This window comes from Streptomyces longisporus (assembly GCF_039532765.1).
Taxonomy (GTDB): Bacteria; Actinomycetota; Actinomycetes; order Streptomycetales; family Streptomycetaceae; genus Streptomyces; species Streptomyces longisporus.
In genome coordinates this window covers 260206-283707 of the sequence record NZ_BAAASG010000024.1, presented here as the reverse complement: position 1 = coordinate 283707, position 23502 = coordinate 260206, and the positions used below count along the sequence as shown (strand labels likewise).

Genomic DNA, 23502 nt, shown 5'->3' with positions numbered 1-23502 from the left:
ATCCGATCAACTGATGGACGTCTTCGGGGGGCGGCTCAGTGGCCGCCCGTGAGCGATTTCCAGGAGACGGGGAAGTCGAAGTAGGTGTCCGGGTACGGCTCGGGCTTGTACGTGTAGTGCCACCACTCCTCGGCGAGGTTCACAAATCCGAGCCCCTCCATGGTGGTCTTGAGGAGCAGCCTGTTGGCGCGCTGTTCGCCCTGGATACGCGGGTCGAGGGTGTGGGCGAGGGTGTCGAAGCAGTCGAACCCGGTGCCCATGTCGACGGAGTTGTCGGGAAAGCGCTCGCCCTTGGGGGCGTAGCAGGGCACCAGGGGCTCCCCCGGGTGGTACGGCCTGGTCGGTTCGGCGGGGAGCTTCACGATGGTGAGGTCCATGGTCGAGCCGCGGCTGTGGCCGGATTTCTTCGCGATGTAACCGTCCTCGAACAGACGGGCCTTGTCGACGTTCGGATAGAACTCGCTCTTCATCGCCTGGTCGTCGAGGTCCTCGGCCCAGCGCACGAAGTGGTTCACGGCGCGCTGCGGCCGGTAGCAGTCGTAGACCTTGAGGGTGTAGCCCTTGCGCAACAGCGTCAGCTGGGCCTTGTGGAGTGCTTCGGCGGCCGGCCGGGTGAGCAGGCAGATCGGCTGCTGGTAGCCGTCGATGCGCTCGCCGACGAAGTTGTGCGGGGTGAAGTAGCGCATCTCCTGGATGATCGTCGGGTCCACGGTTCTCAGGGCCACGAAGTCCTTCGGCGCCCTGGGCTCCGTCGCGGCCCGGGTGGGGGCGGAGGCGGCGGTCACGGCCAGCACGGCGGCGAGTGCGGTGATCAGACCGCGTACTGCACTGGGGAGACGTGTCATGTCTCCTGCATCTATCAGGTCGACCTCCCTCTCGGGAAGCGATCGGATGCAGTTCACCCCGATGCACACGGGGACGGCCGGAACGGAGCCCTGCCCATTTCCGGGCGCCCGTGCCAGACTCCTGACGTTCCGTCAGATTCCGTAGTGGGGAGGGACTGTGTCGCGTACGCGCACACCTGTGGTCGACCGTTGGTTCGCCGGCGATGGGGACGGTTTCAGGCTCCTCGGCACGCGCTGCGTCGCGTGCGCCGCGGTCTTCTTCCCACGGGAGGACGCCCACTGCCGCAATCCAGGGTGCCCCGGCGGAGATCTCGAGGAGGTGCCCCTCTCGCGGCGCGGGCGCGTCTGGTCGTACACCGACAGCCGGTATCGGCCACCGTCACCCTATGTGACCAATCCGGAACTTCCGTGGGAGCCGTACGCGTTGATCGCTGTGGAGCTGGAGCCCGAGCGGATCGTGGTGCTGGGGCAGGCGGCTCCCGGGGTCACCGTCGCCGATCTGACGGTGGGCATGGAGGTGGAGGTCGTCCCGGGGGTGCTCCATGAGGACGCAGAGACGATCTGGACGACCTGGCACTGGCGGCCGACGGGGGTGAGGGCATGACAGGTGAGGTGGCGGTGCTCGGCGCGGGCATGCATCCGTGGGGCAAGTGGGGGCGCAGCTTCGTCGAGTACGGGACCGCGGCGGCCCGTGCGGCGCTGGCCGACGCCGGGCTGGAGTGGCGGGACGTCGGCTCGGTCGTCGGCGCCGGCACCGTGCGGGGCGGCTATCCGGGCTATGTGGCCGGTGCGACCTACGCGAAGGCTCTGGGCTGGCAGGGGGCCAGAGTGACGAGTGTGTACGCGGCGTGCGCGTCCGGGGCGCAGGCCGTCAGCACCGCCCGGGCGCAGATCCTTTCCGGTCTCGCGGACGTGGTCCTCGTGGTGGGCGCCGACGCGGCGCCCAAGGGCTTCTTCCGGCCGGCGGGAGGTGACCGGCCCGACGATCCGGACTGGCTGCGCTTCCGGGTGCTGGGGGCCACGAATCCGACGTACTTCGGGCTGTACGCGCGCCGCCGCATGGCCGTGCACGGCGACACCATGGAGGACTTCGCCCAGGTCAAAGTGAAGAACTCGGCCCTGGGGGCGCTCAATCCCCACGCGCGCTACCGCAAGCGGGTCACCGCCGAGGAGGTCGCCGCCTCGGCGGTGGTCGCCGATCCACTGCGGCTGCTCGACATCTGCGCGACGTCGGACGGGGGCGCGGCTCTGGTGCTGTCGAGCATGGACTTCGCACATCGGCACGGAGTGAGCCGGCCGGTGCGGATCCGGGCCGTGTCCACGGTGACGCCGCGCTATCCCAACACGGTCCTGGATCTGCCCGACATCGCGACGGACTCCGCGCAGGCGGTGGAGCCCGCCACCGACACGTTCCGCGCGTCGATCGCGCGGGCGGCCTACGAGGAGGCGGGCCTCGGCCCCGAGGACCTCTCCCTCGCGGAGGTATACGACCTGTCCACCGCCCTGGAGCTGCAGTGGTACGAGGATCTGGGGCTGTGCGGGCAGGGCGAGGGAGCGAAGCTGCTGCGGGAGGGGGCGACGGCCCCGGGCGGGCGAATACCGGTGAACGTGAGCGGTGGGCTGGCCTCTTTCGGAGAGGCGGTTCCCGCTCAGGCGATTGCCCAAGTGTGCGAGCTGACCTGGCAGTTGAGGCAGCAGGCGGGTGAGCGGCAGGTCACGGGGGCGCGGGTGGGCATCACGGCGAACCAGGGGCTGTTCGGACATGGGTCGGCGGTCGTCGCGCTGCGGTAGGCGGCGGGGCAAGCCCTTTCTCGTACGCTGCGTGATCGACCAGGAATGCTGCGTGAACGTCTCATGAACTGGGCCTGGGCGTGCGCCGACGGAGCCATCATGCTCCCGTGCACTCCTGGACGGATACTCTCCGCTTCGCCTTCCAGCCCGTGGTCAATCTGACCACCGGAGGGGTCGCAGGGCTGGAGATACTCGCCCGCCCGGAGACCGGCGACATCCTGGCCGAGGCCCGTCGAGACCCCGAACTCGACAGCAGGCTTGCGGTGTTGGCGGTCCGGGCGGCGGCTCGCAAGGAGACGCTGCTGCCGCTGCACGTCAACGTGTTCGCGGGCACCCTGGCCGATCTCGGGGGCCTCACTCCGCTGCACACCGCCGTGCGGGAGGCGGGACGGCTGCCGTGGGAGGTCACGATCGACATCGGGCCGCCGTACACGCACGTCCCGCAGCAGGCGCTGCTGGAGGCGCTGAGCGCGCTGCGAGCACAGGGCTTCCGGATCAGTGCCGACGGCATCGGGGACGGGGACGTACCCCTGCGGCTGCTCACCGACATGGGGCCCGACCTGGTGAAACTGGATGCGTCGCTGCTGACGCGGCCGGCGGCGGTCAAGGCGATGCGGACGCTGTGCGAGCAGTTGGGAGCGCTCCTGTCCGTCGAGGGAGTCGAGACGGAACTGCAGTGCGCGGCAGCGGTCTCGGCCGGGGCCCAGCTGGCCCAGGGCGAGCTGTTCGCACCGCCGGCCCGGCTGCCCGCGGCGGACGTATACGTTCCGCCCCGCTCCCCCGGCGCCGTGGCAGTCCCGAGGTCGGGGCCTTCGGTGCTGGAATTCGTACGGCCCGCCGCGCTGCTGCCCGCCACCGCCTCGGCCGGTCAGGTACGGGCACTGCTGACCAGCTCTCCGGAGGTGTCGGGCGTGCTGCTCGTGGACGCGCACGGGCTGCCCGTCCGGTCGGTGCACCGCTCACGCTTCCTGCTCTCGATGTCGGGGCGCTACGGACATGCGCTGTACGCCGACCGGCCTGCGGCCAAGCTCGGGGACGTGCCGCGGACGGTGGGCGTCGACGCCACCGCCTGGGAGGTCCTGGACGTGGTGGCCGTCGGCGACCGTGGCCGCACCTCGGACGATGTGGCGGTGGTGGACCGGACCGGGCGGTGCGTGGGTGTCGTACGGCTCGCGGACCTCGTGCGGGCACTGGCCGAGAGCCGGGTCGAGGAGGCGGCCGGCCTCAATCCGCTGACCCGGCTGCCCGGCTCGGACGCGATCACCGGGGAGGTGGACCGCCGCATCGCGGACGGCCGGCCGTTCGCGCTGAGCTGGCTGGACGTGGACCACTTCAAGCAGGTCAACGACGGGGCCGGGTTCGCGGCCGGGGACGAGCTGATCCGCTCCGTGGGGCGGGCGCTGGAACACGCGGCGTCCGGGAGCACTCGCGTCGGCCACATCGGCGGGGACGACTTCCTGGTGCTCGCCGAACCGGAGTGGCTGGATCCGCTGGCCGCCTCGGTGCTGGACGCACCCTGGTCGGCCGGTGGGCGTCCCGTCACGTTGTCCCTGGCCACGGTCGTGTGCCCGCCGGGCAGCGTGACAGACCACCGGCAGGCCGCCGCGTGTCTGGCGCCGCTGAAGAAGGCCGCGAAATCGCTGCACGGAGCGAGTTGGGTGCTGGGCCGGGCGGGTCTGCCGGGCCACGAGATCCGGCGCGGCTCGGGGACGGTGCCCGCCCAGGCCGGGTGCGCGGTGGCGGAACCCGGCCTAGGCTGATCGTCGTAAGCGACCGACCGTCTCTCCTTCGCTCGGGCACAACGGCGGCTGTCACCGTTGCCGTCGGCGACCTTGACGCTCTGTGGGCGCCGGTGAACACTTCCGGTGTCAGTCGACATCGCCGTACATACACGGTGTATCCAGGCACGCGCCGCGCGGGCCCCGCCTGAAGAACAGGCCCGTTCCCCCACGGGCGATTCGGCTGCGACGGCACGCTCGTCACGGACGCCGGGCGGGGCGCGGGAGCTTCCCTGCCTTCGGCTGAAGTCGCCACGGGAAACGCACCCTGCACCGAGGACCGGGGTCGATCACCCCGGGACAGGGCCTAGGAGCCGCCATGAGCAACGCAGACACCCACGGCAAAGGCCGCGGCACGTGGAACCCGGTGGTCGGACCGCTGATCGGCGGGGTGCTTTCCGGGCTCATCGGCACAGCAGCCCTCTGATTCAAAGCAGCCTTCTGAAGGAACGACGAAGGGGACGTCATGACGGACAAGTTCGTCGCCGCAATCGACCAGGGCACCACCTCCAGCCGCTGCATCGTGTTCAACCAGGACGGTGCGATCGTCGCTGTCGACCAGCGCGAACACCGCCAGATCTTCCCGAAGCCGGGCTGGGTGGAGCACGACGCCACGGAGATCTGGTCCAAGGTGCAGGCGGTGGTCGCCGGAGCGATCGCCAAAGCCGGGCTGCGCGCCGACCAGCTCAGCGCACTCGGCATCACCAACCAGCGCGAGACCACGGTCCTGTGGGACCGCGCGACGGGCAAGCCCGTGCACAACGCCATCGTGTGGCAGGACACCCGCACCGCGGCGCTGACCAACCAGCTCGGCGGCTCGGACGGCCAGGACCGTTTCCGCGAGCAGACCGGACTGCCGCTGGCCACGTACTTCTCCGGTCCCAAGGCCGCCTGGCTGCTGGACAACGTGCCCGGGCTCAGGGCCCGCGCCGAGAACGGCGAGATCGCCTTCGGCACCATCGACTCCTGGCTCATCTGGAACCTGACGGGCGGCACCGACGGCGGACAGCACGTCACGGACGTCACCAACGCCGGGCGCACCATGCTGATGAACCTGGAAACCCTCCAGTGGGACCCGTCCATCCTCTCCGCGATGAACATTCCCGAAGCCGTCCTCCCCGAGATCAGGTCCTCGGCCGAGGTGTACGGCACCGCCGTGGGCCAGCTGGCCGGGGTGCCGGTCGCCTCGGCCCTCGGCGATCAGCAGGCGGCCGTGTTCGGACAGGCCTGCTATGACGTGGGCACGGCGAAGAACACCTACGGCACGGGCAGCTTCCTGCTGCTGAACACCGGCAACCGGCCGGTGGCGTCGAAGAGCGGGCTGCTGACGACCATGGGCTACAAGATCGGCAGCGAGGCGCCGGTCTACTGTCTGGAGGGGTCGATCGCGATAACGGGCGCGCTCGTCCAGTGGTTCCGCGACCAGCTGGGCATCATCCGGACCGCCGACGAGATCGAGCCTCTGGCGGCGAGCGTCGAGGACAACGGCGGCGCGTACATCGTGCCTGCCTTCTCCGGCCTGTTCGCGCCGTACTGGCGCTCCGACGCGCGCGGTGTCATCACCGGCCTGACCCGCTACGTCACCAAGGCCCACCTCGCCCGGGCCGTGCTCGAGGCGACGAGCTGGCAGACGCGCGAGGTCGTGGACGCCATGTACCAGGACTCCGGGGTGCACATCACCACCCTCAAGGTGGACGGCGGTATGACCAAGAACAACCTGCTCATGCAGCACCAAGCGGACGTGCTCGACGTTCCTGTGGTCCGCCCGAAGGTCTCCGAGACCACCTGTCTCGGCGCCGCGTACGCGGCCGGGCTCGCCACCGGCGTGTGGAACGACCTCGACGAGCTGAAGTCCCACTGGCAGAAGGACGTCGAGTGGACGCCCGCCATGGAAGCTTCCGTACGGGACCGCCAGTACCACAACTGGCGCAAGGCCGTGGAGAAGAGCTTCGCCTGGGAGGAGGAGGGCGAGAACTAGGCCCACGCGCGCGTGCGTGAGCCCTGTGGCTGCGGCCCGTACCCCGGTCGGCGGGGGTACGGGCCGCGCACTCGGTTCAGGTGGTGACGGTCTGGCGGCGGTCGGCCGCGTACGCCATGGCGTGCTGGACCACGCCGATGAGGACCTCCTTGACGGACTCGCGGTCGCGGGCGTCGCACAGCACGAGCGGTACGTCCTCGTCCAGGTCGAGGGCCTGGCGGACATCGTCGGCCGGGTACCGGGCGGAGCCCTCGAAGCAGTTGACGCCGACGAGGAAGGGTATGGAGCGCCGCTCGAAGTAGTCGACCGCGGCGAAGCAGTCCTCCAGGCGGCGGGTGTCGGCGAGCACGACAGCTCCGAGGGCTCCCTCGGAGAGCTCGTCCCACATGAACCAGAACCGTTCCTGCCCGGGCGTGCCGAACAAGTACAGCACGAGGTCCTCACGGAGGGTGATACGGCCGAAGTCCATGGCCACGGTGGTGGTGTGCTTGCCCTCCACACCGCTCGTGTCGTCGACGGGCCGTCCGGCCTCGGTGAGCAGCTCCTCGGTACGCAGCGGCCTGATCTCGCTGACCGCGCCGACGAGGGTGGTCTTGCCCACGCCGAAACCGCCGGCCACCAGGATCTTGAGCGTGACGGGCTCGACCGGAGGCTTCCCGCGCTCAGAACGCCCGAAGATCATCGATCTCTTCTCCTGCTTGCTGGGGGTGGGACGGCGGCGGCCCGTAGCCTCCGCCGCCGGGGGTTTCGATGACGAGTACGTCGCCGGGCCCGACGTCGGCCGAGTCGCTTCCGGCGAGTTGGGTGACCGTGCCGTCCGCATGCTCCACCCGGTTGGCGCCCAGCGCACCGGGCTTGCCGCCCGCCATGCCGTAGGGCGGGACCCGGCGGTGCTGGGACAGCGTGGAGACCGTCATGGGTTCGTGGAAGCGGATGCGGCGCACCGCGCCGTCCCCGCCGGGCCAGCGGCCGGCGCCGCCACTGCCGTACCGGACGGCGAACTCGTCGAGTTGCACGGGCAGCCGCCACTCCAGGACCTCGGGGTCGGTGAGCCGTGAGTTGGTCATGTGGGTCTGCACGACGGGCGCTCCCGGGAAGCCCTCGCCGGCGCCGGAGCCGGAGGCCACGGTCTCGTAGTACTGGTGCCGCTCGTTCCCGAAGGTGACGTTGTTCATGGTTCCGGAGCCTTCGGCCTGGACGCCGAGAGCGGCGTAGAGGGCGCCGGTGATGGCCTGGGAGGTCTCGACGTTGCCCGCGACCACTGCGGCCGGCGGCGCGGGCGCGAGCATGGAACCGGGCGGGACGACGATGTCGAGGGGGCGGAGACAACCGTCGTTGAGCGGGATGTCGTCGGCGACAAGGGTGCGGAACACGTACAGGACGGCCGCGTTGACCACGGCGAAGGGGGCGTTGAAGTTGCTCGCCAGCTGTGAGGAGGTACCGGTGAAGTCGACGGTCGCGCGGCGGTTTTCGCGGTCCACGCACACGCGTACGCGGATGACGGCCCCCGAGTCGGTCTCGTAGGCGTACTCACCGTCGTCCAGGGCGTCGACGACCCGTCGTACGGCCTCCTCGGCGTTGTCCTGGACGTGCTTCATGTAGGCCTGCACCACGTCGAGGCCGAAGTTCTCGATCATGCGGGCGACTTCGTCGACGCCCTTCTGGTTGGCGGCGATCTGGGCGCGCAGGTCGGCGAGGTTGGTCCTGGGGTTGCGGGAGGGGTAGGGCGCCTCGGTGAGCAGGCCGAGGGTCTCCTCCTCGCGGAAGCGGCCGTTCTCGGCGAGGAGCCAGTTGTCGAAGAGGATGCCTTCCTCGTCGATCGTGCGGCTGTTGGCAGGCATGGAGCCCGGGGCGATGCCGCCGATCTCGGCATGGTGGCCACGGGAGGCGACGTAGAAGAGGATTCGATCACCCTGCGTGCTGAAGACCGGGGTGATCACCGTGACGTCCGGCAGGTGGGTGCCCCCGTGGTACGGGTCGTTGACGGCGTAGGTGTCGCCCGGCCGCATCGAGGTGCCCCGACGCCGGATGACCTCCTTGACGCTGGTGCCCATCGAGCCCAGGTGGACGGGGATGTGCGGCGCGTTGGCCACCAGGTTTCCGTCCGGGTCGAAGAGGGCGCAGGAGAAGTCGAGGCGCTCCTTGATGTTGACGGACTGGGCGGTGGACTCCAGCCGGGCACCCATCTGTTCGGCGATCGACATGAAGAGGTTGTTGAAGACCTCGAGGAGAACCGGATCAGCTTTTGTGTCGAGGTCGGAACTCTCCGTAATCACCGCACGTTCCATGACCAGATGCCCGTCGTCTCGTGCCACGGCCTGCCAGCCGTCGTCGACGACGGTCGTCGCACTGGCCTCGGTGATGATCGCGGGGCCGGAGACGGTTTCGCCGGGAGGGAGGTCCTCGCGGCGGTGGAGGGGGACGTCGCGCCAGGCGCCGCCGCTGTGGAGGCGGACGGTCCCGGGCGTGGCCGCGCCGCCTGCGCGGGCGGCTCGGTACGGGGCGAGGACAGAGAGATCGGGGGGTTCTGTGATGCCGGTGGCTTCGACGGAGAGGGCTTCGACGACGATCGGGCGGTCGAGCGTGAAGGAGTACGTGGCGCGATGACGTTCTTCGAAGGTGTGACGCATCGTGTCGGGCTCGGTCAGCTCGACGGTGAGGGTGGTGTCGGTGCCGTCGTAGCGCAGCTGTGCGCGGCGGGTGACCTGGATGCGGTCCTCGGGGACGTCCTCGGCGAGGAGTTCCGCTCGGGCCGCTCCCTCCAGGTCGTCGGCCGTCTTGAGGACGGCGGGCATGGACGCCGGCTCCAGGGGTGCCTCGACGGACTGTTCGCGCATGGCGGTGGTGTCCGCGAGTCCGATGCCGAGTGCGGACAGGACGCCCGCCATGGGTGGTACGAGGACGGTGCGGATGCCGAGCGAGTCGGCGACCTTGCACGCGTGCTGGCCGCCCGCACCGCCGAAGGTGGTGAGGGCGTAGCGGGTGACGTCGTGGCCCTTCTGGACGGAGATCCGCTTGACGGCGTTGGCGATGTTGGCGACGGCGATCTGCAGGTAGCCCTCGGCGACCTGCTCCGGGGTGCGGTCGTCCCCGGTCCTGGTGCGGATCTCGCGGGCGAGGGCGGTGAAGCGGTCACGGACGAGGGCCGCGTCGAGGGGCTGGTCGCCGCCCGGGCCGAACACCCTGGGGAAGTGGGCGGGTTGGATCCGACCCAGCATGACGTTGGCGTCGGTGACGGCGAGCGGGCCGCCGCCGCGGTAGCAGGCGGGTCCCGGGTCCGCGCCCGCCGAGTCCGGCCCTACGCGGTAGCGGGAGCCGTCGAAGTGGAGGATCGAGCCGCCACCGGCTGCGACGGTGTGGATGTCCAGCATCGGCGCGCGCAGCCGGACGCCGGCGATCTGGGTGGTGAAGACGCGCTCGTACTCGCCCGCGTAGTGCGAGACATCGGTGGAGGTGCCGCCCATGTCGAAGCCGATGACGCGGTCGAAGCCGGCCAACTGCGACATCCGGGCCATGCCGACGATGCCTCCGGCCGGCCCGGAGAGGATGGCGTCCTTGCCGCGGAACTGCCCGGCCTCGGCGAGCCCGCCGTTGGACTGCATGAACATCAGCCGTACGCCGTGGAGTTCGTCGGCGACGTGCTGGACGTAGCGGCGCAGTACGGGCGACAGGTAGGCGTCGACGACCGCGGTGTCCCCGCGCGGCACGAGCTTCATCAGCGGGCTGACCTCACTGGACAGCGAGATCTGCGCAAATCCGACGCGTGCGGCCAGCGCCCCCACGGCCTGCTCGTGGGCGGGGTGCAGATGACTGTGCATGCAGACGACGGCCACGGCGCGGATGCCGTCGTCATACGCCTCCTGGAGGGGGCCGAGGAGGGCGTCCAGGTCGGGGGCGCGCAGGACGGTGCCGTCCGCGGCGATCCGCTCGTCGACCTCCACGACCCGCTCGTGGAGCAGTTCGGGGAGGTCGATGCGGCGGGCGAAGATGTGCGGACGGTTCTGGTAGGCGATACGCAGCGCGTCACGGAAGCCCCGGGTGACGACGAGCAGTGTGCGTTCGCCCTTGCGTTCCAGCAGCGCGTTGGTGGCGACCGTCGTCCCCATCCGGACGGCCTCGATGGGGTCCTGGGAGCCGTCCAGCAGTTCGCGTACGCCCGCGACCGCCGCGTCGGAGTATCGCGCCGGGTTCTCCGACAGCAGCTTGTGCGTGAGCAGGCGGCCGTCCGGGCGTCGCGCGACGATGTCGGTGAACGTCCCGCCGCGGTCGACCCAGAACTGCCAGCCTGTCACGTCAGTACCCCGCTCCCGCGCCTCTCACAGTGCCCGGAGGCCGTTGATCACGTCGCGCAGAATACTCTCGTCGGGCAGTTCGGCAGGGGGCACCGGCCGCGTCACATGGACGAATTCCCCGGCGACGAGGTCACCGACGAGGACGCGCACCACTCCGATCGGCAGATCGAGTCCGGCGGCGAGCTCGGCGACCGACTGGGGGGTGTCACGGCACATGTCGACGATGTCCACGTGTTCCGGGGACAGTGTCGAGTCGGCGTCCGGATCGTCCGCATGAGGCTCCGTGACGACCACCGCGATCAGGTCGAGGCGGTGCTGGCCCGCACTGGTGGTGCGGCCGCGCGTCATCGCGTACGGACGGACGACCGGACCGGCTTCGTCGTCGAACCAGTGGCTTCTTCCCTGACCGTCAGCGCTCATGACATCCCACTACCCGCCTGCGGGCAGATCGGTGCGCGGAGCGGCCCCCAGATGTACACCGACCCTCTTGACGAGGAGCGTCATCTCATAGGCGACCTGGCCGACGTCCGAGTCGGCGTCCGAGAGGACGGCCAGGCAGCTGCCGTCGCCGGCGGCCGTCACGAAGAGAAAGGCGTCGTCCAGCTCGACGACGGTCTGCCGGACGTTGCCGGCCTCGAAGTGCCGGCCCACTCCCTTGGCCAGGCTGTGGAATCCGGAGGCGACGGCGGCGAGGTGCTCGCTGTCCTCCCGGGTCAGGTCCTTGGACACGCCCGTCGGCAGGCCGTCGCCGGAGAGCACGAGGGCTTTGCGGATGCTCGCCACACGGTCCACCAGGTCGTCCAGGAGCCAGTTGAGCTCCCCGGCCTTGCCGGTGTCGGTGTGGCCGCTCGCCTTCGGTGCGGTCATCGACCGTCCCCCTTTGTCGTTCGTTGTGGTGCTGTGCCGCTGTGGGCGTCGTCGCCCGCGGCGTTCTCGTCACGGCCGCGCTGCCAGCCGCGCTGGAGCGAGGCCATACGGCTGCGTACCTCGTCGGCGTCCCGCTCCACGAGCTCCGGGCCGTCCTCCGTGCGCCGCTGGGCGCTCTGCTTGAGCTGGGGAGCCAGGTTGGCCTGCCGTACGCGCCGGGGCAGGGGGCCGGCGCCGGGGCCTGGCTCCTGCCGTGCGGTGCCGGGGCGCGGGTCGCCGGTGTCCTGGCCGCCCGGTGCGATCGCGGTGGGGCGGCTGCGCATGGGGAGGGCGGGGGGCTGCGGGCTCCCGCCACGGCCCCCCGGCTCGGGGGCCGCGGATGCGGGGCGCTCGGCAGGCCGGTCGGCCCCGCCGGTGCCCGGGCGCAGCGGTGAAGCACCGCGCCGGCGGGTCGGCAGCGGGGGCGCGGACTCCTCGTCGAACCGGCCAGGGCCCCGGCCGGTCGGCGGCTGTTCGGCCCGGCGGCGGGACGGCAACGATGCGGGGACTTCCGGCTCGGGGCGCCCCGAACCCGTCGGCGGCTCGTCGGCAGGGTCCTCGCGCCACGGCCGCTGCTCCGTGACCGGGCGTCCGTGCGAGCTGACCAGCTTGGGCGTGCGGCGGCGGGGCAGCGGGACGGGCGCATCCATGTCGTCGGCGGCGTCGCCGCCGGCCGGTTCGCGGAGCTCGGGCTCGCCATGGAGCGAGCCGCCACCGGTGGTCTCGTCCTGTGCGAGCGCGATGGAGCGGCGCGGGCGGAAGAGCCCGCCGCGTTCGCTGTCCTCGTCGTCGAGCGCCCCGGGGAAGTCCTCGATGGCGTCGAGGTCGACCGGTGCCTCCAGTTCGACCGGGCCGTCCAGGAGCCCGGCCGGGAGACCGGGAAGCTGCGCCGGTGTCCGGGAGAGCGCGTTGCCCGGCCGCTCCTCCGGCCCGGTCTCCTTCGAGTGGTGGGGCCGGTCGAGACGGAAGCCGATGCCGTTGGTGTCCGGCACGTCGTCCGTCAGCAGCGCGTCGGGGACGAACAGCACCGCGGTGGTGCCGCCGTACGGGGACGGCTGCAGGGAGACTCGGACGTTCTGCCGCTGGGCGAGCCGGCTGACCACGAACAGTCCGAGGCGGTCGGTGTCGGACAGTTCGAACTCCGGTGTCTCGGCGAGCCGGAGGTTGGCGTCCAGAAGGGCGTCGGCCGCCATGCCGAGGCCGCGGTCGTGGATCTCCAGGGTGAAGCCGTTGGCGACCCGTTCGCCCAGCACCTGGACGGCCGTGTGCGGCGGAGAGAACACCGTGGCGTTCTCCAGGAGTTCCGCCACGAGATGGGTCAGGTCGGCGACGGCCGGACCGGTCACGGCGATCCGCGGCAGGCGGCGGACCTCGATGCGTTCGTAGTCCTCGACCTCGGCGACGGCGGCCCGGACGACGTCCATGAGCTGGACGGGCTTGCGCCACTGCCGGGAGGGGGCGGCGCCGGAGAGGATCACGAGACCCTCGGCGTGCCGTCGCATACGGGTGGTCAGATGGTCGAGGCGGAACAGGTCGGCGAGTTCGTCGGTGTCCTCGGTCCGGCGTTCCATGGTGTCCAGCAGGGTGAGCTGCTTGTGCAGCAGGACCTGGCTGCGGCGGGCGAGGTTGACGAACACTTCGGAGACCCCGGCGCGCAGTTCGGCCTGTTTGACGGCGGCCTCGACGGCGGCACGCTGCAGGGTGTTGAGGGCCTGGCCGACCTCGCCGATCTCGTTCTTGTCGTACTCCAGGCGCGGGACCTCGGTCTCCACGTCGACCTGTTCCCCCGCGGACAGGCGCCGCATGACGCTCGGCAGCCGCACACCGGACGCCTCGTGGGCCTCCAGGCGCAGTTGACGCAGGTCGCGGATGAGAGTGCGGCCGATGCGCGCCGAGACGACGAGCGAGAGGACCACGGCGACCAGGCCCAGGACTCCGGCGACGGCCGCCTTGACGATGACGTTCATCGCGACCGGTTGTACCCGGTCCTGCAGGCGGTCGCCGGCCTGGTCGTCGAGGGTGGCGAGTGCGGTCAGGGCGCTGTCCGCGTCGGCGTCCCAGCTCTTGGCGCTGACGGAACGGGGCGTACCGGCGCCGGAGTCGATGACGGACCGTTCGGCCGAGCGCAGCGGGGCGGTGGCGGCGTTCTTCCAGAACCGGTCGTAGCGTGCGCGCTCGGCCGACGGCAGCACCGGCAGGCTGATGTCGTACAACTGGGTGCGCTGCGCGACCAGGTCGGAGACCTGGCGGACCTCCTCGCGGGTGAGCGTGCCGACGACCAGGGAGGAGCCGAGCAGGGCGTCCTCCCGGGAGAGGAGTTCGCGGGCGCGGGTGATGTTGACGAGGGCGCGCGCCTGCCGGTCGATCTCCACGTTGTCGACCGCGTCGAGGGCGGCCAGGAAGGCGTAGCAGGGATCCACAAGGCGGTTGTAGAGGTGGAGGGCCTCGGCGCGGGTCATCGTGCCCTGCTCGGCGCTGCTGCGCAGGGACTCGACGCCGTTGAAGGCGTCCAGGACGGCGGTGAGGCGTTCGTCGTCGCCCGCGTTCAGTCCGTCGCGGACGTCGGGGTCGTTTGCATTCTTGCGGACCTTGGCGATGGCCTCGTCGGAGGCGCGGCGTGTGGTGCGCAGCGCGGCGAGCGCGTCGGAAGCCCGCGGGTCGGCGAGATAGACGAGGGTCTGCCGGCGTTCCTGCTGGAGGACGCGGACGGTGTCCTCGATGGGATAGCCCATGTCCTTGACGGCCGTGGACACCTGGAACAGCTGAGTGACCGCCCGTCCCGTGAGTACCGTGGCGAATCCCCAGATCGCGGTGAGGGACACCAGCGGCACGAGAAGCAGCGCCACGATCTTCCGGCGGATCGACTTCCCGCGAAAGCGCATGGCCTCCCCCAGCTCGACCCCCTCCGGCCGGGGGCACACATGTGCGTCAACAAACGGCGCGAGCCTACTACCGACGCACAGTTAACTCGAAGACCCGTCCGGAGGCTGAACTTCCGCACTGGCTCGGTGAGATGGGGAGTTGTCCGGGCATTGCGGGAGATTGCCGCCCGCGTTCGCGCGAGGACCGACCGTGCGGATCCGGTCGGTGTGGGCGGTCAGTTGGCCAGAATTTTTCGTTTCCTGGGAATCTTCGGCCCGCGTCGTTCGTCCTTCTCTTCGGGAAATGGGGGCGGAATCGGCCACACGAGCCGCATCCCGCAACCGGGCGGCGTAAAACAGCGCAAGCCGGGCAGCCACTGGGGAGCCGTGTGTTCGGACACGGACGGGGGGTTTACTGGCGGTGGGGAGTGACACGTTGATGGGCACGGCGGAGCGGTACGAGGCGCCCACGGCGGGCGACGCGGCGCACCAGAGGGTGCAGCGGAGCCCCGAGGCACTGGATCACGACATTCCGGCGAGCAGAGGCGGGCCCGAACCCGCTGGGCGCGCCACGGCTGAAGAGCAGCCGCCCTACCGGCCCTTGTGGATCGAGGAGCCCGCGCGACGGCGCCGTATGCCCGATCCGGTGCGTACGGCCGCGGTGCGGGCGGTGCTGATCATCGCCGTGACGCTGATCCAGGCGATGGTCGCGTTCCTGTGCACGCTGGCAGGATCATGGCTGGCCTTCCCCATGGTCCTCAGCAGCGTGGCGAGCACCGTGGCGGCGACGTGGGCTGCGCTCGACGTCTGGGTGACCCGCCAGGTGTGGAACCAGCGCAATGGCGTGGTGTCGGTCCCGAGCAGCACCGCCCGTGCCCTGCGGCGCGAGCGGCGAAGGGCACGGCGGCAGGCACGGGCCGCGGAACGGGCTCAGCGGCGCATACAGCGGCGGGGTGGAGCAGGGCAGTTGTCGCACCCCTGAGCGACGAGTGGTGACGCGGTCGCCCGCCCCTAGGGGTTTGCAGGAGCGGGGCGTTTGAACATCCGCGTCGCGGTGATCTCGCTGTGCACCGCCTCCTCCGCCTGGGGCTGCTGCGGCAGCCCGGGGCGGAGGTGTTCCTCCACGCTGATGTACTTCAGGCCGGCGCGCAGATCGGCATCGTTGCGCAGCCGGATCACCAGCGGGAACTCCGCGAGCGCTGTCGTGTCGAACAGGCCGGTGGTGTAGAGGAGTTGGACACCCAGCGCGTCCGACACGGCCCGCTGCAGCTCCAGCAGATAGGTCGCGTTGGCGCGGCCGATGGGGTTGTCCAGGAACAGCGTGCCCGCGTGGCGGTGCTTGTCGCGGCCCCGGTCGTTCGAGCGCAGCGCGGCCATCGTGCAGTACAGGGCGATGGCCGCGGTGAGCAGCTGACCGCCGGAGAACACGTCGCCCATCTGCCCGACCGGCACCCGCTCGGCGCGCAGTACGGCGTCCGGCTTGAGGATCTCGACGGCGACGCCCTTGGGCTGGAGCGCCGCACCCACGCCCCGCAGCAGCAGGGACATGCCGTCGCGTCGCAGGTCGGAGTTCTTCTTCACGGCCGCCCGGGTGGCCTCGTCGATGACCTCGCCGAGCCGCTCGGTGAGTGTGGCCTGATCGGGCTCCTCGAAGCGGATACGCAGGAACTCCTGCCCGGACCACTCCCCCAGGCCCTCCGGCAGCCGGGACAGACGCTGGGCGGACCGCAGCGTCGCCAGCGCCGACTCCACGAGCCCGCGCAGCCGGTCCACGATCGAGTCCCGGTTCCGCTCCAGCTGCGCCAACTCGTCGGTGAGGACGCGCAGTCGGGGCGCGAACGCGTCCGCCCACTTCTGGGCGTGCTCGGGCAGCGCGGCGGCGGGCAGCTCACGGATCTGCTGCCGCGCCGGGGTGCGGACCTGCTCGTAGCGGGTGGAGTTGGCGTGCCGCACGAGCACATCGCTCGCCTCGCGTACGGCGGCCTCGGCGGCCGACAGGTCGGCGGCGCAGCCGCGCAGGGAGCGGCGGGCCTCCGCGGCGGACTGCCGGGCCTCCTCCAGGCTGCCGGGGTACGGCTCCGGCTCCTCCTGCTCCTCGTCCAGGGCATGCTCGCGGAGCAGGTCGCGGAGCATCGCGGCGATCTCGTCGAAGCCGCCGGCCGCGTCCTCGGCGGCGCGGTGGGCGTCCAGGAGCTCGGCGTGGGCCTCGCGGGCCTGGCTCAAGGCCTCGGTACGCGAGGCGAGTTCGGCGGTCGCGGTGCGCAGCAGTGCCTGTGCGTGCTCGGCGTCGCGCGGCTCGAGTTCCTCGGGCAGCTCGGTGTGCGCCTCGGCGTCCTCGGGCGCGTGCCGCTCGGCCTCGCCGCGCAGCCGTCCGAGTTGCTCGCTCGCGGTCGACATCCGGGTCTCCAGGAGCTGCACCAGCTCCTCGGCCCGGGCGGCGGCCGCCTGCCGGGACGGTCCGTCGGAACCGTCCGGCGACTGCAGCAGCTGCTCCGCGCGGCTGCGGACCTTGTTGCTGAGGCGGTCCAGCTCGGCGCGGGCCGCGCTCTCGTCGCTCTCCGCGCGAGCCTGTTCGGCGCGCAGATCGGCGCCGACGCCGACCTTCTCGTAGACCTGGGAGGCGGTGCGGTAGGCCTCGCGGAGTGCGGGCAGCGACGACTTCGGGGCCGCCGCGTCGTCCTCGGGCACGTCGTCGGGTGCACCCGCGATCTCCGCGCGTTCGGCGCGCAGTGCCCGTGCGGTGCGGCGGGCGTCGTCGGCGGCGCGCTGGGCGCCGCGGCGGTCCTCGTCGGCGGCGCGGGCGCGCTCCAGGCAGGCCTGGGCGCGAGCCTCCGCCTCGACGCCGTCGTCGGCCAGTTCGCGCAGTTTGACCTGCCAGCCGGCCCGCTCGCGCAGCCGGAAGGCGAGCCCGGCAAGGGCGTCGGCCGCGCGCCGGGCCTTCTGCGCCGCCTCCTGCCGCTCGTCCCGCAGCTGCGCGGCCTCGGCGGCGACCTCGTCGGCCTCGGCCCGCGCCGAACGCGCCTCGGTCAGCTCGGCCTCGGCCTCCTCGGCGAACACCCGCGCGTCGTGCGCGGCCCGGGCCAGCTCGACGAGCCGGCCCGCCGGGCAGCCGGTGCGCCAGGAGGCGAGGCGCGCCGCCAGCTCGCGGTCCTTGCCGAGGCGTGCGGCGAGCGTCCTGATCTCCTCGTCCCGCTCACTCGCCCGCTCGCGCAGCGCCTGCCGCTCCTGGTCCGCGGCGTGCTCGTCGTGCATGGCGGGGTTCGGCGGTACGAGGAAGACGTTGCTGTCGCCCGAGTCGGCGGCCGGGGTGGGGGCGAGCAGGGCGGCGGCCGTACCGACGGCCACGGCGGACCGCGGCAGCAGCGCCGCCTCGCTGAGGGCCTCGCGGGCGCGGGCGTGGGTGTCGGGATCGGTGATGATCACGCCGTCGACCAGCTCCGGGCGGGCGGCCAGCACGCGCGCGTGGTCGGCGGGGTCCACGGCCTGGGCGAGATAGCGCCAGCCGGGCAGGGCCGGGATGCCGTGCTCGCCCAGGAACTCCACGGTGGCCAGCACATCCGGTCCGGGCGGCAGCAGCCCGCCGTCGCCCAGTGCGCCGAGGATCCGCGCGTCGTCGGCCGCAGCGGTCCGCAGTTCGAAGAGCTGCCGCTCGGCAAAGGACACGGAGTCGTCGAGCAGCTCGCGCAGTTCGTCGGCGAAGCGGTCGAGCTCCTCCGGGGTGAGGGCGGCTTCGTCGCTGTCCGTGTCGTGGCGGGGGTGCGGGACCGAGGGGCGTGCTTCCGGGGCCGACGGCCGGGCGTCCTTGCCGGACAGGTTCAGCAGCTCCGCCAGTCGCTCCTCGGCCGCCAGCGACTGTGCGATGCGGCGCTCGGCCTCGTACGACCGCCGCGTCGCTGCCGCCGCGTCCGCCGCGCGGGCCGCGGTCAGCTCGGCGCGGGACTCGGCGGAAGCCGCCTCGCGCGCGTGCTCCGTCGCCTTGTGCGAGGCCTCACGTGCGGTGTCCCAGGCGGCGACCGCCGTCTTCTCGGCGTCGCTGGCCGCGAGGGCGGCGCGGGCCGGGTCGGCGTCGGGTGCGCTGTCGTCGAGCCATCCCGCGCGGACCGCCTCGGCGGTCTCCTGCTCCACCTCCGTGAGGCGCTGTCGCAGATGCCCGATCTCGCTGCGGGCCCGCTGCGCCTCGGTGGCGGCGGCGGTCGAGTCCCGGTAGGCGGCCTCGCCGACCTCCTGCAGCGCGGCGGATCGCTCCTCCTCCTCGTTGGCGAGGCTCTCGGCGCTCTCCGCGGCCGCGTGCAGGGCCCGTACGAGATCCACTGCGGCCTTGGCCCGGGCGGCGAGCGCGGGCGCCGCGTCCCGTTCGGCTTCCTGGATGGCGGCGGCCACGCGCGCGACGCGGTCGGCGGCGGCACGGTGGCGCAGTACGGCCTCGGCGGCCTGCCAGGCGGAGTGCAGTGTGCGGGCCTCGGCGAGTTCGCGTTTCTGCCCGGCGGCGGACTTCTCGGCGGCGGCGAGCGCCAAGGAGGCGTTGCGGTAGGCGAGTTCCGCGGCGATCAGTGCGCTGCGCTCGCGAGCCGCCTCGCAGTGCGTGACGGCGTACGCGGCGGCGGTGACGCGCTGGGCGAGGTCGGCGGCCCGGACCCGCTCCTGCACCCCCCGCGCCGACAGCCGACGCGCCAGTGTGCGGGTGCGGCGCTCGGCGCCGGTGTGGATGTCACGCGCGCGTGCCCGGGCCTCGGCGGCCTCGACGATCCGTCCGAGCAGATCCACCGACCCGGCGGTGAACTCCCGTTCGGCGATCAGCTCGGCCCGGCGGCCCAGCTTGTTGCCGAAGCCGCTGACCAGGTCGGCGAGCCCGTCGGTGTCCCGGGTGTCGGTCACCGCGCGCAGCAGCAGGTCGGTGAAGTCGGAGTCCTTCTTGACCGCGAAGAGGCCGGCCGCCTCGCCCTCGTCGGCGTTCATCTCCCGCTGGTAGCGGAAGAGTTCGGGGTCGAGGCCGAGGTCGCCGAGGTGTTCGATCCAGCGGTCGTGGATCTCCTCCCAGTGCACCTCCAGATGCGGATACGCCTTGCCCGCCTCGGTGAGGGCGTCCCTGAAGCCCTTCATGGTGCGCCGACGGCCCTGCGCGCCCGACTGGCCCTCGACGGCCGGCCGTACGGCGGTGGCCTCGGCGACGGGCAGGTTGTCCAGGGACAGCCCTGGGCCGGGCCGGAAGGAGTACCAGGCCTCGGCGAACTTCCGCGGGTCGTTGGACACTTGCCGTCCGCGCCACTCGCTGACCTTGCCGACGACGACGCATTCGCCGGTCAGCGTGTGCTGCCACTCCAGGGCGACGTGCCCGCAGTCGTCGGCGAGCAGGAACTTGCGCAGCACGCCGGAGCTGGCGCCGCCGAGGGTGTTGCGGTGGCCCGGCAGCATCACCGAGAAGATCAGCTTCAGCAGGACCGACTTGCCACCACCGTTCTCCAGGAAGAGCACGCCGGCGGGCGCGGGGCGGCGCGGCGGGCCGACGGGCTCCTCCTCGAAGAACTCCGCCTGGGTGGGCGCGGGGTCGGGCACGGGCTCGCCCACGCCCCGCAGGTCGAGCACGGTGTCGGCGTAGCGCGCACCGGCTGGACCGATGGAGTAGAGGCGGACCCGGGACAGCTCGTACATGGCGGACTCTCGTAAGTCTTCGGCAGGTCGGGGGAGTTCAGGAGTGTGACGGCGCGTGGAACGGCAGCCCGGCGTCGGCCGCCAGCTCCAGGTCGTCGGTGTTCTCGGGCGGCAGCAGCGTCGGGGTGCCGTCGGTCACCGGGACCACGCCCAGCTCCAGCAGCTCGGCCATCGCGGCGCTGCCCGCCATGTCGCGCACCTGAAGCTGGTAGCGGGAGGTCGTGCGGTACGTGCCGCCGTTGTCGTCGCCGGTGCGCTGCAGGAATCCGGAGTCGGTGAGGAACGCCGCCGCCTTGCCGACGATGCCGGTGGTCGAACCGGCGAGCCTGCGCGCGTCCTTGGTGGCACCGGCCGCGCTGCGTCTCGCCCAGATCCGCCACGCTGCCTCGAGGCCGGGCGCGTCGGTGGCCGGGTCGGTGTTGTCGCCGTGTTCCTCGGCACGCTCCTCCAGACGGCGGCAGGCCTGCCGTACGAACGCGTCGACACCGTTGACCGTCACACGCCCGATGTATCCGTCGTCGGCGAGGTCCTCGGGGCGCGGGAACGCCATGGCGGCGACGGCGAGATGGGCCAGTCCGTGCAGGAAGCGGTCGCCGCCGTCGGCGGACGTACGACGCGCGTAGTCGCCCATGCGGACGGTGAACACCGAGTCCTCGGCGGCCGTCACGGCCATCCCCGCGCGCGGGGAGACCTCCAGCACCACCAGCCCGAGGCCGGCGGCCACGGCGTCCGCGAGCCGCGCGAAAGGGGGGTCCTCGCGGTAGCGGCGCAGCAGCTCGGCGTACTCCTGGTCCCGCGCGGGCTGCAGCTTGGGCTGCAGCCCGAACGCGACGAGCCGCGCCGCGTCGGCGGCGTCGGCGGGCGTGACGGCGGCGGTCGCCGCAGGGGCCGGGGCCTCCGCTTCACTCCACTCGACGTGCTCACTCACTGCTCGGGCTCCTTGTCGCGTTCCTGCTCACTCATGCTGCTTCCGTCCGGTCCGCCGCCATGCCCGCCGCGTCCAGCAGGGCCGTGCCGACGATGAGATCGGCGCCGCCGAACTCCGGATCGTCCAGCTCCGTCCCGTCGTCCACGGCGAACAGCAGCTTCTCCTCGCCCTGGCGGTATGCGGTACCGACCGCCGGGCTGGCCGCGTGCACCGCCAACAGGGCCACCAGATACGGCAGATCGGGGTCCTGTCTCCGGGCCTCGGCCAGCAACCCCGACAACCGGCGCGGTGCATCGGCGGGCAGGTCCAGCAGTTCCGTCGCTGCGGCCAGCTGCTCCTCGCTGAACCGGCTGTCGTCCGGCGTCGCGATCAGATCCGGCTCGGGCATCTCCGCGCCCAGGTGCTCCCGCTCCACCGGCGGCGTCAGCAATATGTCCACGAGGTCGCCCAACCGCACGGAGACCGGCGTACGCAAACCGGTGCCCCGGGCGAAGAAGGCGTCCGTGACCCGGACCGCCTGTTCCAGCGGCAGGGGCAGCACGGGGGCGACGAGGTGCCCGTACAGGTCGATCCCGGACGAGGCCATGGGGGTCGCGAACGCCTGCCGGTCCTGCTCCGCACGGAACAGCGGGCCGGCCTCCAGGAGGCGGGACTGCAGCTGGGTGTGCCTGCGGATGCAGTCCTTGACGATGTCGACGAGCTCGGCCGCGCGCCGCTTGTGCTCGGGGTCCTCGGTCTCGTCACGGGCCTTGCGGATGTTGGTGAGGATCGCGTTCTCGTGCCGGTAGCGGTCGGCGACGTGGTCCAGCGCCTCGGCGATCATGTCGGGCACGGAGTTGAGCCAGTCCACCGCCCGGACGTTGCGCCGGGTCGCGTCCAGGGCTCTGCGCAGGGTTTCCGAGTACTGCACCGTCCGGTAGCGGGCCTGTTCGGCGGCGAGCTGGGCGTCGGCGAGGCGGCCCCGGTTGATCAGGACCTCCAGTTTGACCTCGGCGGCGATCTGCGCGCTGGTGACGTCCGTGTCCAGGGCGCCGACCAGGACGTTGACCGCCTCGTCCGTGGTACGGAGGTAGACGGTGCCGCCGGGGCCCGGCACCTCCTCGATCAGCTTGAAGTCGTAGTCACGGCGGACATAGCTGCCGTCGCTCGTGAACGTGCCGTAGACGGCACGGAAGCCGCGGTCGACGCTGCCGACGTTGATCAGGTTCTCCAGGACCCAGCGGGCCACGCGCTCGTGCTCGGCGACGGGCCGCTGCGGGGCCTGCGCGGCGATGCGCGGAATGAGCCGGGCGACTATCTGGTCGTGGTCGGCGCCCGTGTCGAAGTCCATGTTCAGGGTGACCAGGTCGATGGCGGCCAGCGCCACCTCCGCCATGCCGTACACCGAGTACTCGCCGGCGAGGTTGGCCTTGCGTGCGTCGAGGTCGTGCAGCGGCGCGGTGCAGGCGAGCGCGCGCAGGCGCCGCGCCAGCCCCTCGTCGGCGGCCGGGCCCGGTGCGGGGCGCGGCCCCGCGCTGAGCTGGGGCGGAACGCTGTCCGTCGATGCAGGCGAAGTCACGGTGCACAGACTAGGTCCTCGGTCTGACATCGACCCAAACGACTCAGATGCCACCAGGCGTCACGCTCGCCACAGCAGTGAACCCGGCACTCCTGCGTCCCGCTAACCGTCCTCCCCGACCCGCCGCCGGTACACCTCGACGACCCGCTCGAGCGAGTCGTCGAGGTAGACCTCAAGGAGTTTCTCGGCCGCCGGCCGGTCCCCCGCCTGCAGGGCCTGCAGAATCTGCCGGTTGCGGGCCAGGTACGGCTCGTGCAGGGCTTTGGGGTCGTCCACGATGTGGAAGGCCAGGCGAAGTTCTGCGAAGACGCTGCGCATCAGCTCGTCGGTGCGGGCGCTGCCGGCGAGGGCCACCAGCTCCCGGTGGAAGTGGATGTTGGCGGTACCCACGCCTTTCCAGTCACCCTCGCGCGCCGCCCGCTGCCCCTCTTCGACGACCTCGGCGAGTGCGTCCAGGCCGTACGGCGGCTGTCCGAGCCCGCGGACGACGGCGCACTCGACGAGGCGCCGGGTGCGGTAGATGTCCTCGACGTCCTCGACGGTGAGGACCCGGACGAAGACGCCCCGGTTCAGCTCGTGCACGAGCAGACGTTCGTGGGTGAGCAGCCGGAACGCCTCGCGGAGCGTGTTGCGGGAGACTCCGAGCGCGCCCCCGATGCTGTCCTCCGACAGCCGGGTGCCGGGCGGGAAGAACCCCTCGGCGATGCGGCCCCTGAGGATGTCCGAGACGCGCTCGGCGGTGCTGGTGCGCCCCAGGAGAGCCCGGTCGTCGGCCAGTCCTGTCAGCTGCTCTGCCATGCCCGGAATTCAATCGCAGATACAAGAACGAAACAACGTGGGTATTGAAGGATCGTTCAACGATCCTCTACCTTGCTACACACGGCGCCGTCGTTCGCTCCGGGCGCCGACCGCTCCT

The 23502-nt window shown here is 71.7% G+C and carries 15 protein-coding genes; 5 read left to right on the top strand and 10 right to left on the bottom strand.

Annotated elements, in window-relative coordinates:
• Positions 1-35: 35 nt before the first annotated feature.
• The gene (locus ABD355_RS39165; RefSeq protein WP_344405890.1) at positions 36-845 is read right to left on the bottom strand and encodes a M15 family metallopeptidase; all 810 of its coding nucleotides are present in this window, start codon (positions 843-845) and stop codon (positions 36-38) included.
• Positions 846-1023: 178 nt separating this feature from the next.
• Here ABD355_RS39165 and ABD355_RS39160 point away from each other — a divergent pair, with 178 nt between their 5' ends.
• From ABD355_RS39160 to glpK, 4 genes are all read left to right on the top strand, one after another.
• Positions 1024-1449, top strand: a complete 426-nt coding sequence (locus tag ABD355_RS39160) for a Zn-ribbon domain-containing OB-fold protein (RefSeq protein WP_344405908.1) — start codon at positions 1024-1026, stop codon at positions 1447-1449.
• Positions 1446-2636 (top strand): lipid-transfer protein, encoded by a 1191-nt coding sequence (locus ABD355_RS39155; protein ID WP_344405889.1) that lies wholly within the window; start codon positions 1446-1448, stop codon positions 2634-2636. Before ABD355_RS39160 ends, ABD355_RS39155 begins: the two co-directional genes overlap by 4 nt.
• 107 nt (positions 2637-2743) lie before the next feature.
• Positions 2744-4396, top strand: coding sequence for a GGDEF domain-containing protein (locus ABD355_RS39150; protein WP_344405888.1), 1653 nt, complete (start codon positions 2744-2746; stop codon positions 4394-4396).
• A gap of 484 nt (positions 4397-4880) precedes the next feature.
• Positions 4881-6392, top strand: coding sequence for a glycerol kinase GlpK (gene glpK, locus ABD355_RS39145; protein ID WP_344405887.1), 1512 nt, complete (start codon positions 4881-4883; stop codon positions 6390-6392).
• Between the two features lie 76 nt (positions 6393-6468).
• Here glpK and ABD355_RS39140 read toward each other — a convergent pair whose 3' ends face one another.
• The 5 genes from ABD355_RS39140 to ABD355_RS39120 are packed head-to-tail and all read right to left on the bottom strand — an operon-like array spanning position 6469 to position 14472.
• Positions 6469-7074 carry a GTP-binding protein gene (locus ABD355_RS39140; protein WP_123963798.1) on the bottom strand — a complete coding sequence of 202 codons (606 nt, stop codon included), beginning with the start codon at positions 7072-7074 and terminating at the stop codon, positions 6469-6471.
• Positions 7055-10684: a hydantoinase B/oxoprolinase family protein gene (locus ABD355_RS39135; RefSeq protein ID WP_344405886.1), complete on the bottom strand. Its 3630-nt coding sequence runs from the start codon at positions 10682-10684 to the stop codon at positions 7055-7057. The genes ABD355_RS39140 and ABD355_RS39135 overlap by 20 nt, the downstream gene beginning before the upstream one ends.
• A gap of 24 nt (positions 10685-10708) precedes the next feature.
• Positions 10709-11104 (bottom strand): DUF742 domain-containing protein, encoded by a 396-nt coding sequence (locus tag ABD355_RS39130; RefSeq protein WP_344405884.1) that lies wholly within the window; start codon positions 11102-11104, stop codon positions 10709-10711.
• Positions 11105-11113: 9 nt separating this feature from the next.
• Positions 11114-11551 (bottom strand): roadblock/LC7 domain-containing protein, encoded by a 438-nt coding sequence (locus tag ABD355_RS39125; protein WP_115909427.1) that lies wholly within the window; start codon positions 11549-11551, stop codon positions 11114-11116.
• Positions 11548-14472 (bottom strand): sensor histidine kinase, encoded by a 2925-nt coding sequence (locus ABD355_RS39120; protein ID WP_344405883.1) that lies wholly within the window; start codon positions 14470-14472, stop codon positions 11548-11550. Before ABD355_RS39120 ends, ABD355_RS39125 begins: the two co-directional genes overlap by 4 nt.
• Positions 14473-14890: 418 nt before the next feature.
• Between ABD355_RS39120 and ABD355_RS39115 the strand changes: the two genes are divergently transcribed.
• Complete coding sequence (locus tag ABD355_RS39115) at positions 14891-15433, top strand: hypothetical protein (RefSeq protein ID WP_344405881.1); 543 nt, start codon at positions 14891-14893, stop codon at positions 15431-15433.
• A gap of 29 nt (positions 15434-15462) precedes the next feature.
• Here the strand turns inward: ABD355_RS39115 and ABD355_RS39110 are convergent, their stop codons facing one another.
• The 4 genes from ABD355_RS39110 to ABD355_RS39095 all read right to left on the bottom strand — a co-directional run bounded on the left by ABD355_RS39110 (position 15463) and on the right by ABD355_RS39095 (position 23384).
• A complete protein-coding gene (locus ABD355_RS39110; RefSeq protein ID WP_344405879.1) occupies positions 15463-20100 on the bottom strand; it encodes a hypothetical protein in 4638 nt (1545 codons plus the stop codon).
• A 37-nt stretch (positions 20101-20137) separates the two neighbouring features.
• Positions 20138-21028, bottom strand: coding sequence for a hypothetical protein (locus ABD355_RS39105; RefSeq protein WP_344405877.1), 891 nt, complete (start codon positions 21026-21028; stop codon positions 20138-20140).
• A 31-nt stretch (positions 21029-21059) separates the two neighbouring features.
• Positions 21060-22586, bottom strand: a complete 1527-nt coding sequence (locus ABD355_RS39100) for a hypothetical protein (protein ID WP_344405876.1) — start codon at positions 22584-22586, stop codon at positions 21060-21062.
• A gap of 102 nt (positions 22587-22688) precedes the next feature.
• A complete protein-coding gene (locus ABD355_RS39095; protein ID WP_344405874.1) occupies positions 22689-23384 on the bottom strand; it encodes a GntR family transcriptional regulator in 696 nt (231 codons plus the stop codon).
• Between the last annotated feature and the right edge of the window lie 118 nt (positions 23385-23502).

Excerpts from the sequence above, each read along its gene's own strand:
- ABD355_RS39165 (WP_344405890.1), bottom strand. The coding sequence starts at position 845 with ATGACACGTCTCCCCAGTGCAGTACGCGGTCTGATCACCGCACTCGCC.
- ABD355_RS39155 (WP_344405889.1), top strand. The coding sequence starts at position 1,446 with ATGACAGGTGAGGTGGCGGTGCTCGGCGCGGGCATGCATCCGTGGGGC.
- glpK (WP_344405887.1), top strand. The coding sequence starts at position 4,881 with ATGACGGACAAGTTCGTCGCCGCAATCGACCAGGGCACCACCTCCAGC.
- ABD355_RS39140 (WP_123963798.1), bottom strand. The coding sequence starts at position 7,074 with ATGATCTTCGGGCGTTCTGAGCGCGGGAAGCCTCCGGTCGAGCCCGTC.
- ABD355_RS39130 (WP_344405884.1), bottom strand. The coding sequence starts at position 11,104 with ATGAGCGCTGACGGTCAGGGAAGAAGCCACTGGTTCGACGACGAAGCC.
- ABD355_RS39125 (WP_115909427.1), bottom strand. The coding sequence starts at position 11,551 with ATGACCGCACCGAAGGCGAGCGGCCACACCGACACCGGCAAGGCCGGG.
- ABD355_RS39120 (WP_344405883.1), bottom strand. The coding sequence starts at position 14,472 with ATGCGCTTTCGCGGGAAGTCGATCCGCCGGAAGATCGTGGCGCTGCTT.
- ABD355_RS39115 (WP_344405881.1), top strand. The coding sequence starts at position 14,891 with ATGGGCACGGCGGAGCGGTACGAGGCGCCCACGGCGGGCGACGCGGCG.
- ABD355_RS39110 (WP_344405879.1), bottom strand. The coding sequence starts at position 20,100 with ATGTACGAGCTGTCCCGGGTCCGCCTCTACTCCATCGGTCCAGCCGGT.
- ABD355_RS39095 (WP_344405874.1), bottom strand. The coding sequence starts at position 23,384 with ATGGCAGAGCAGCTGACAGGACTGGCCGACGACCGGGCTCTCCTGGGG.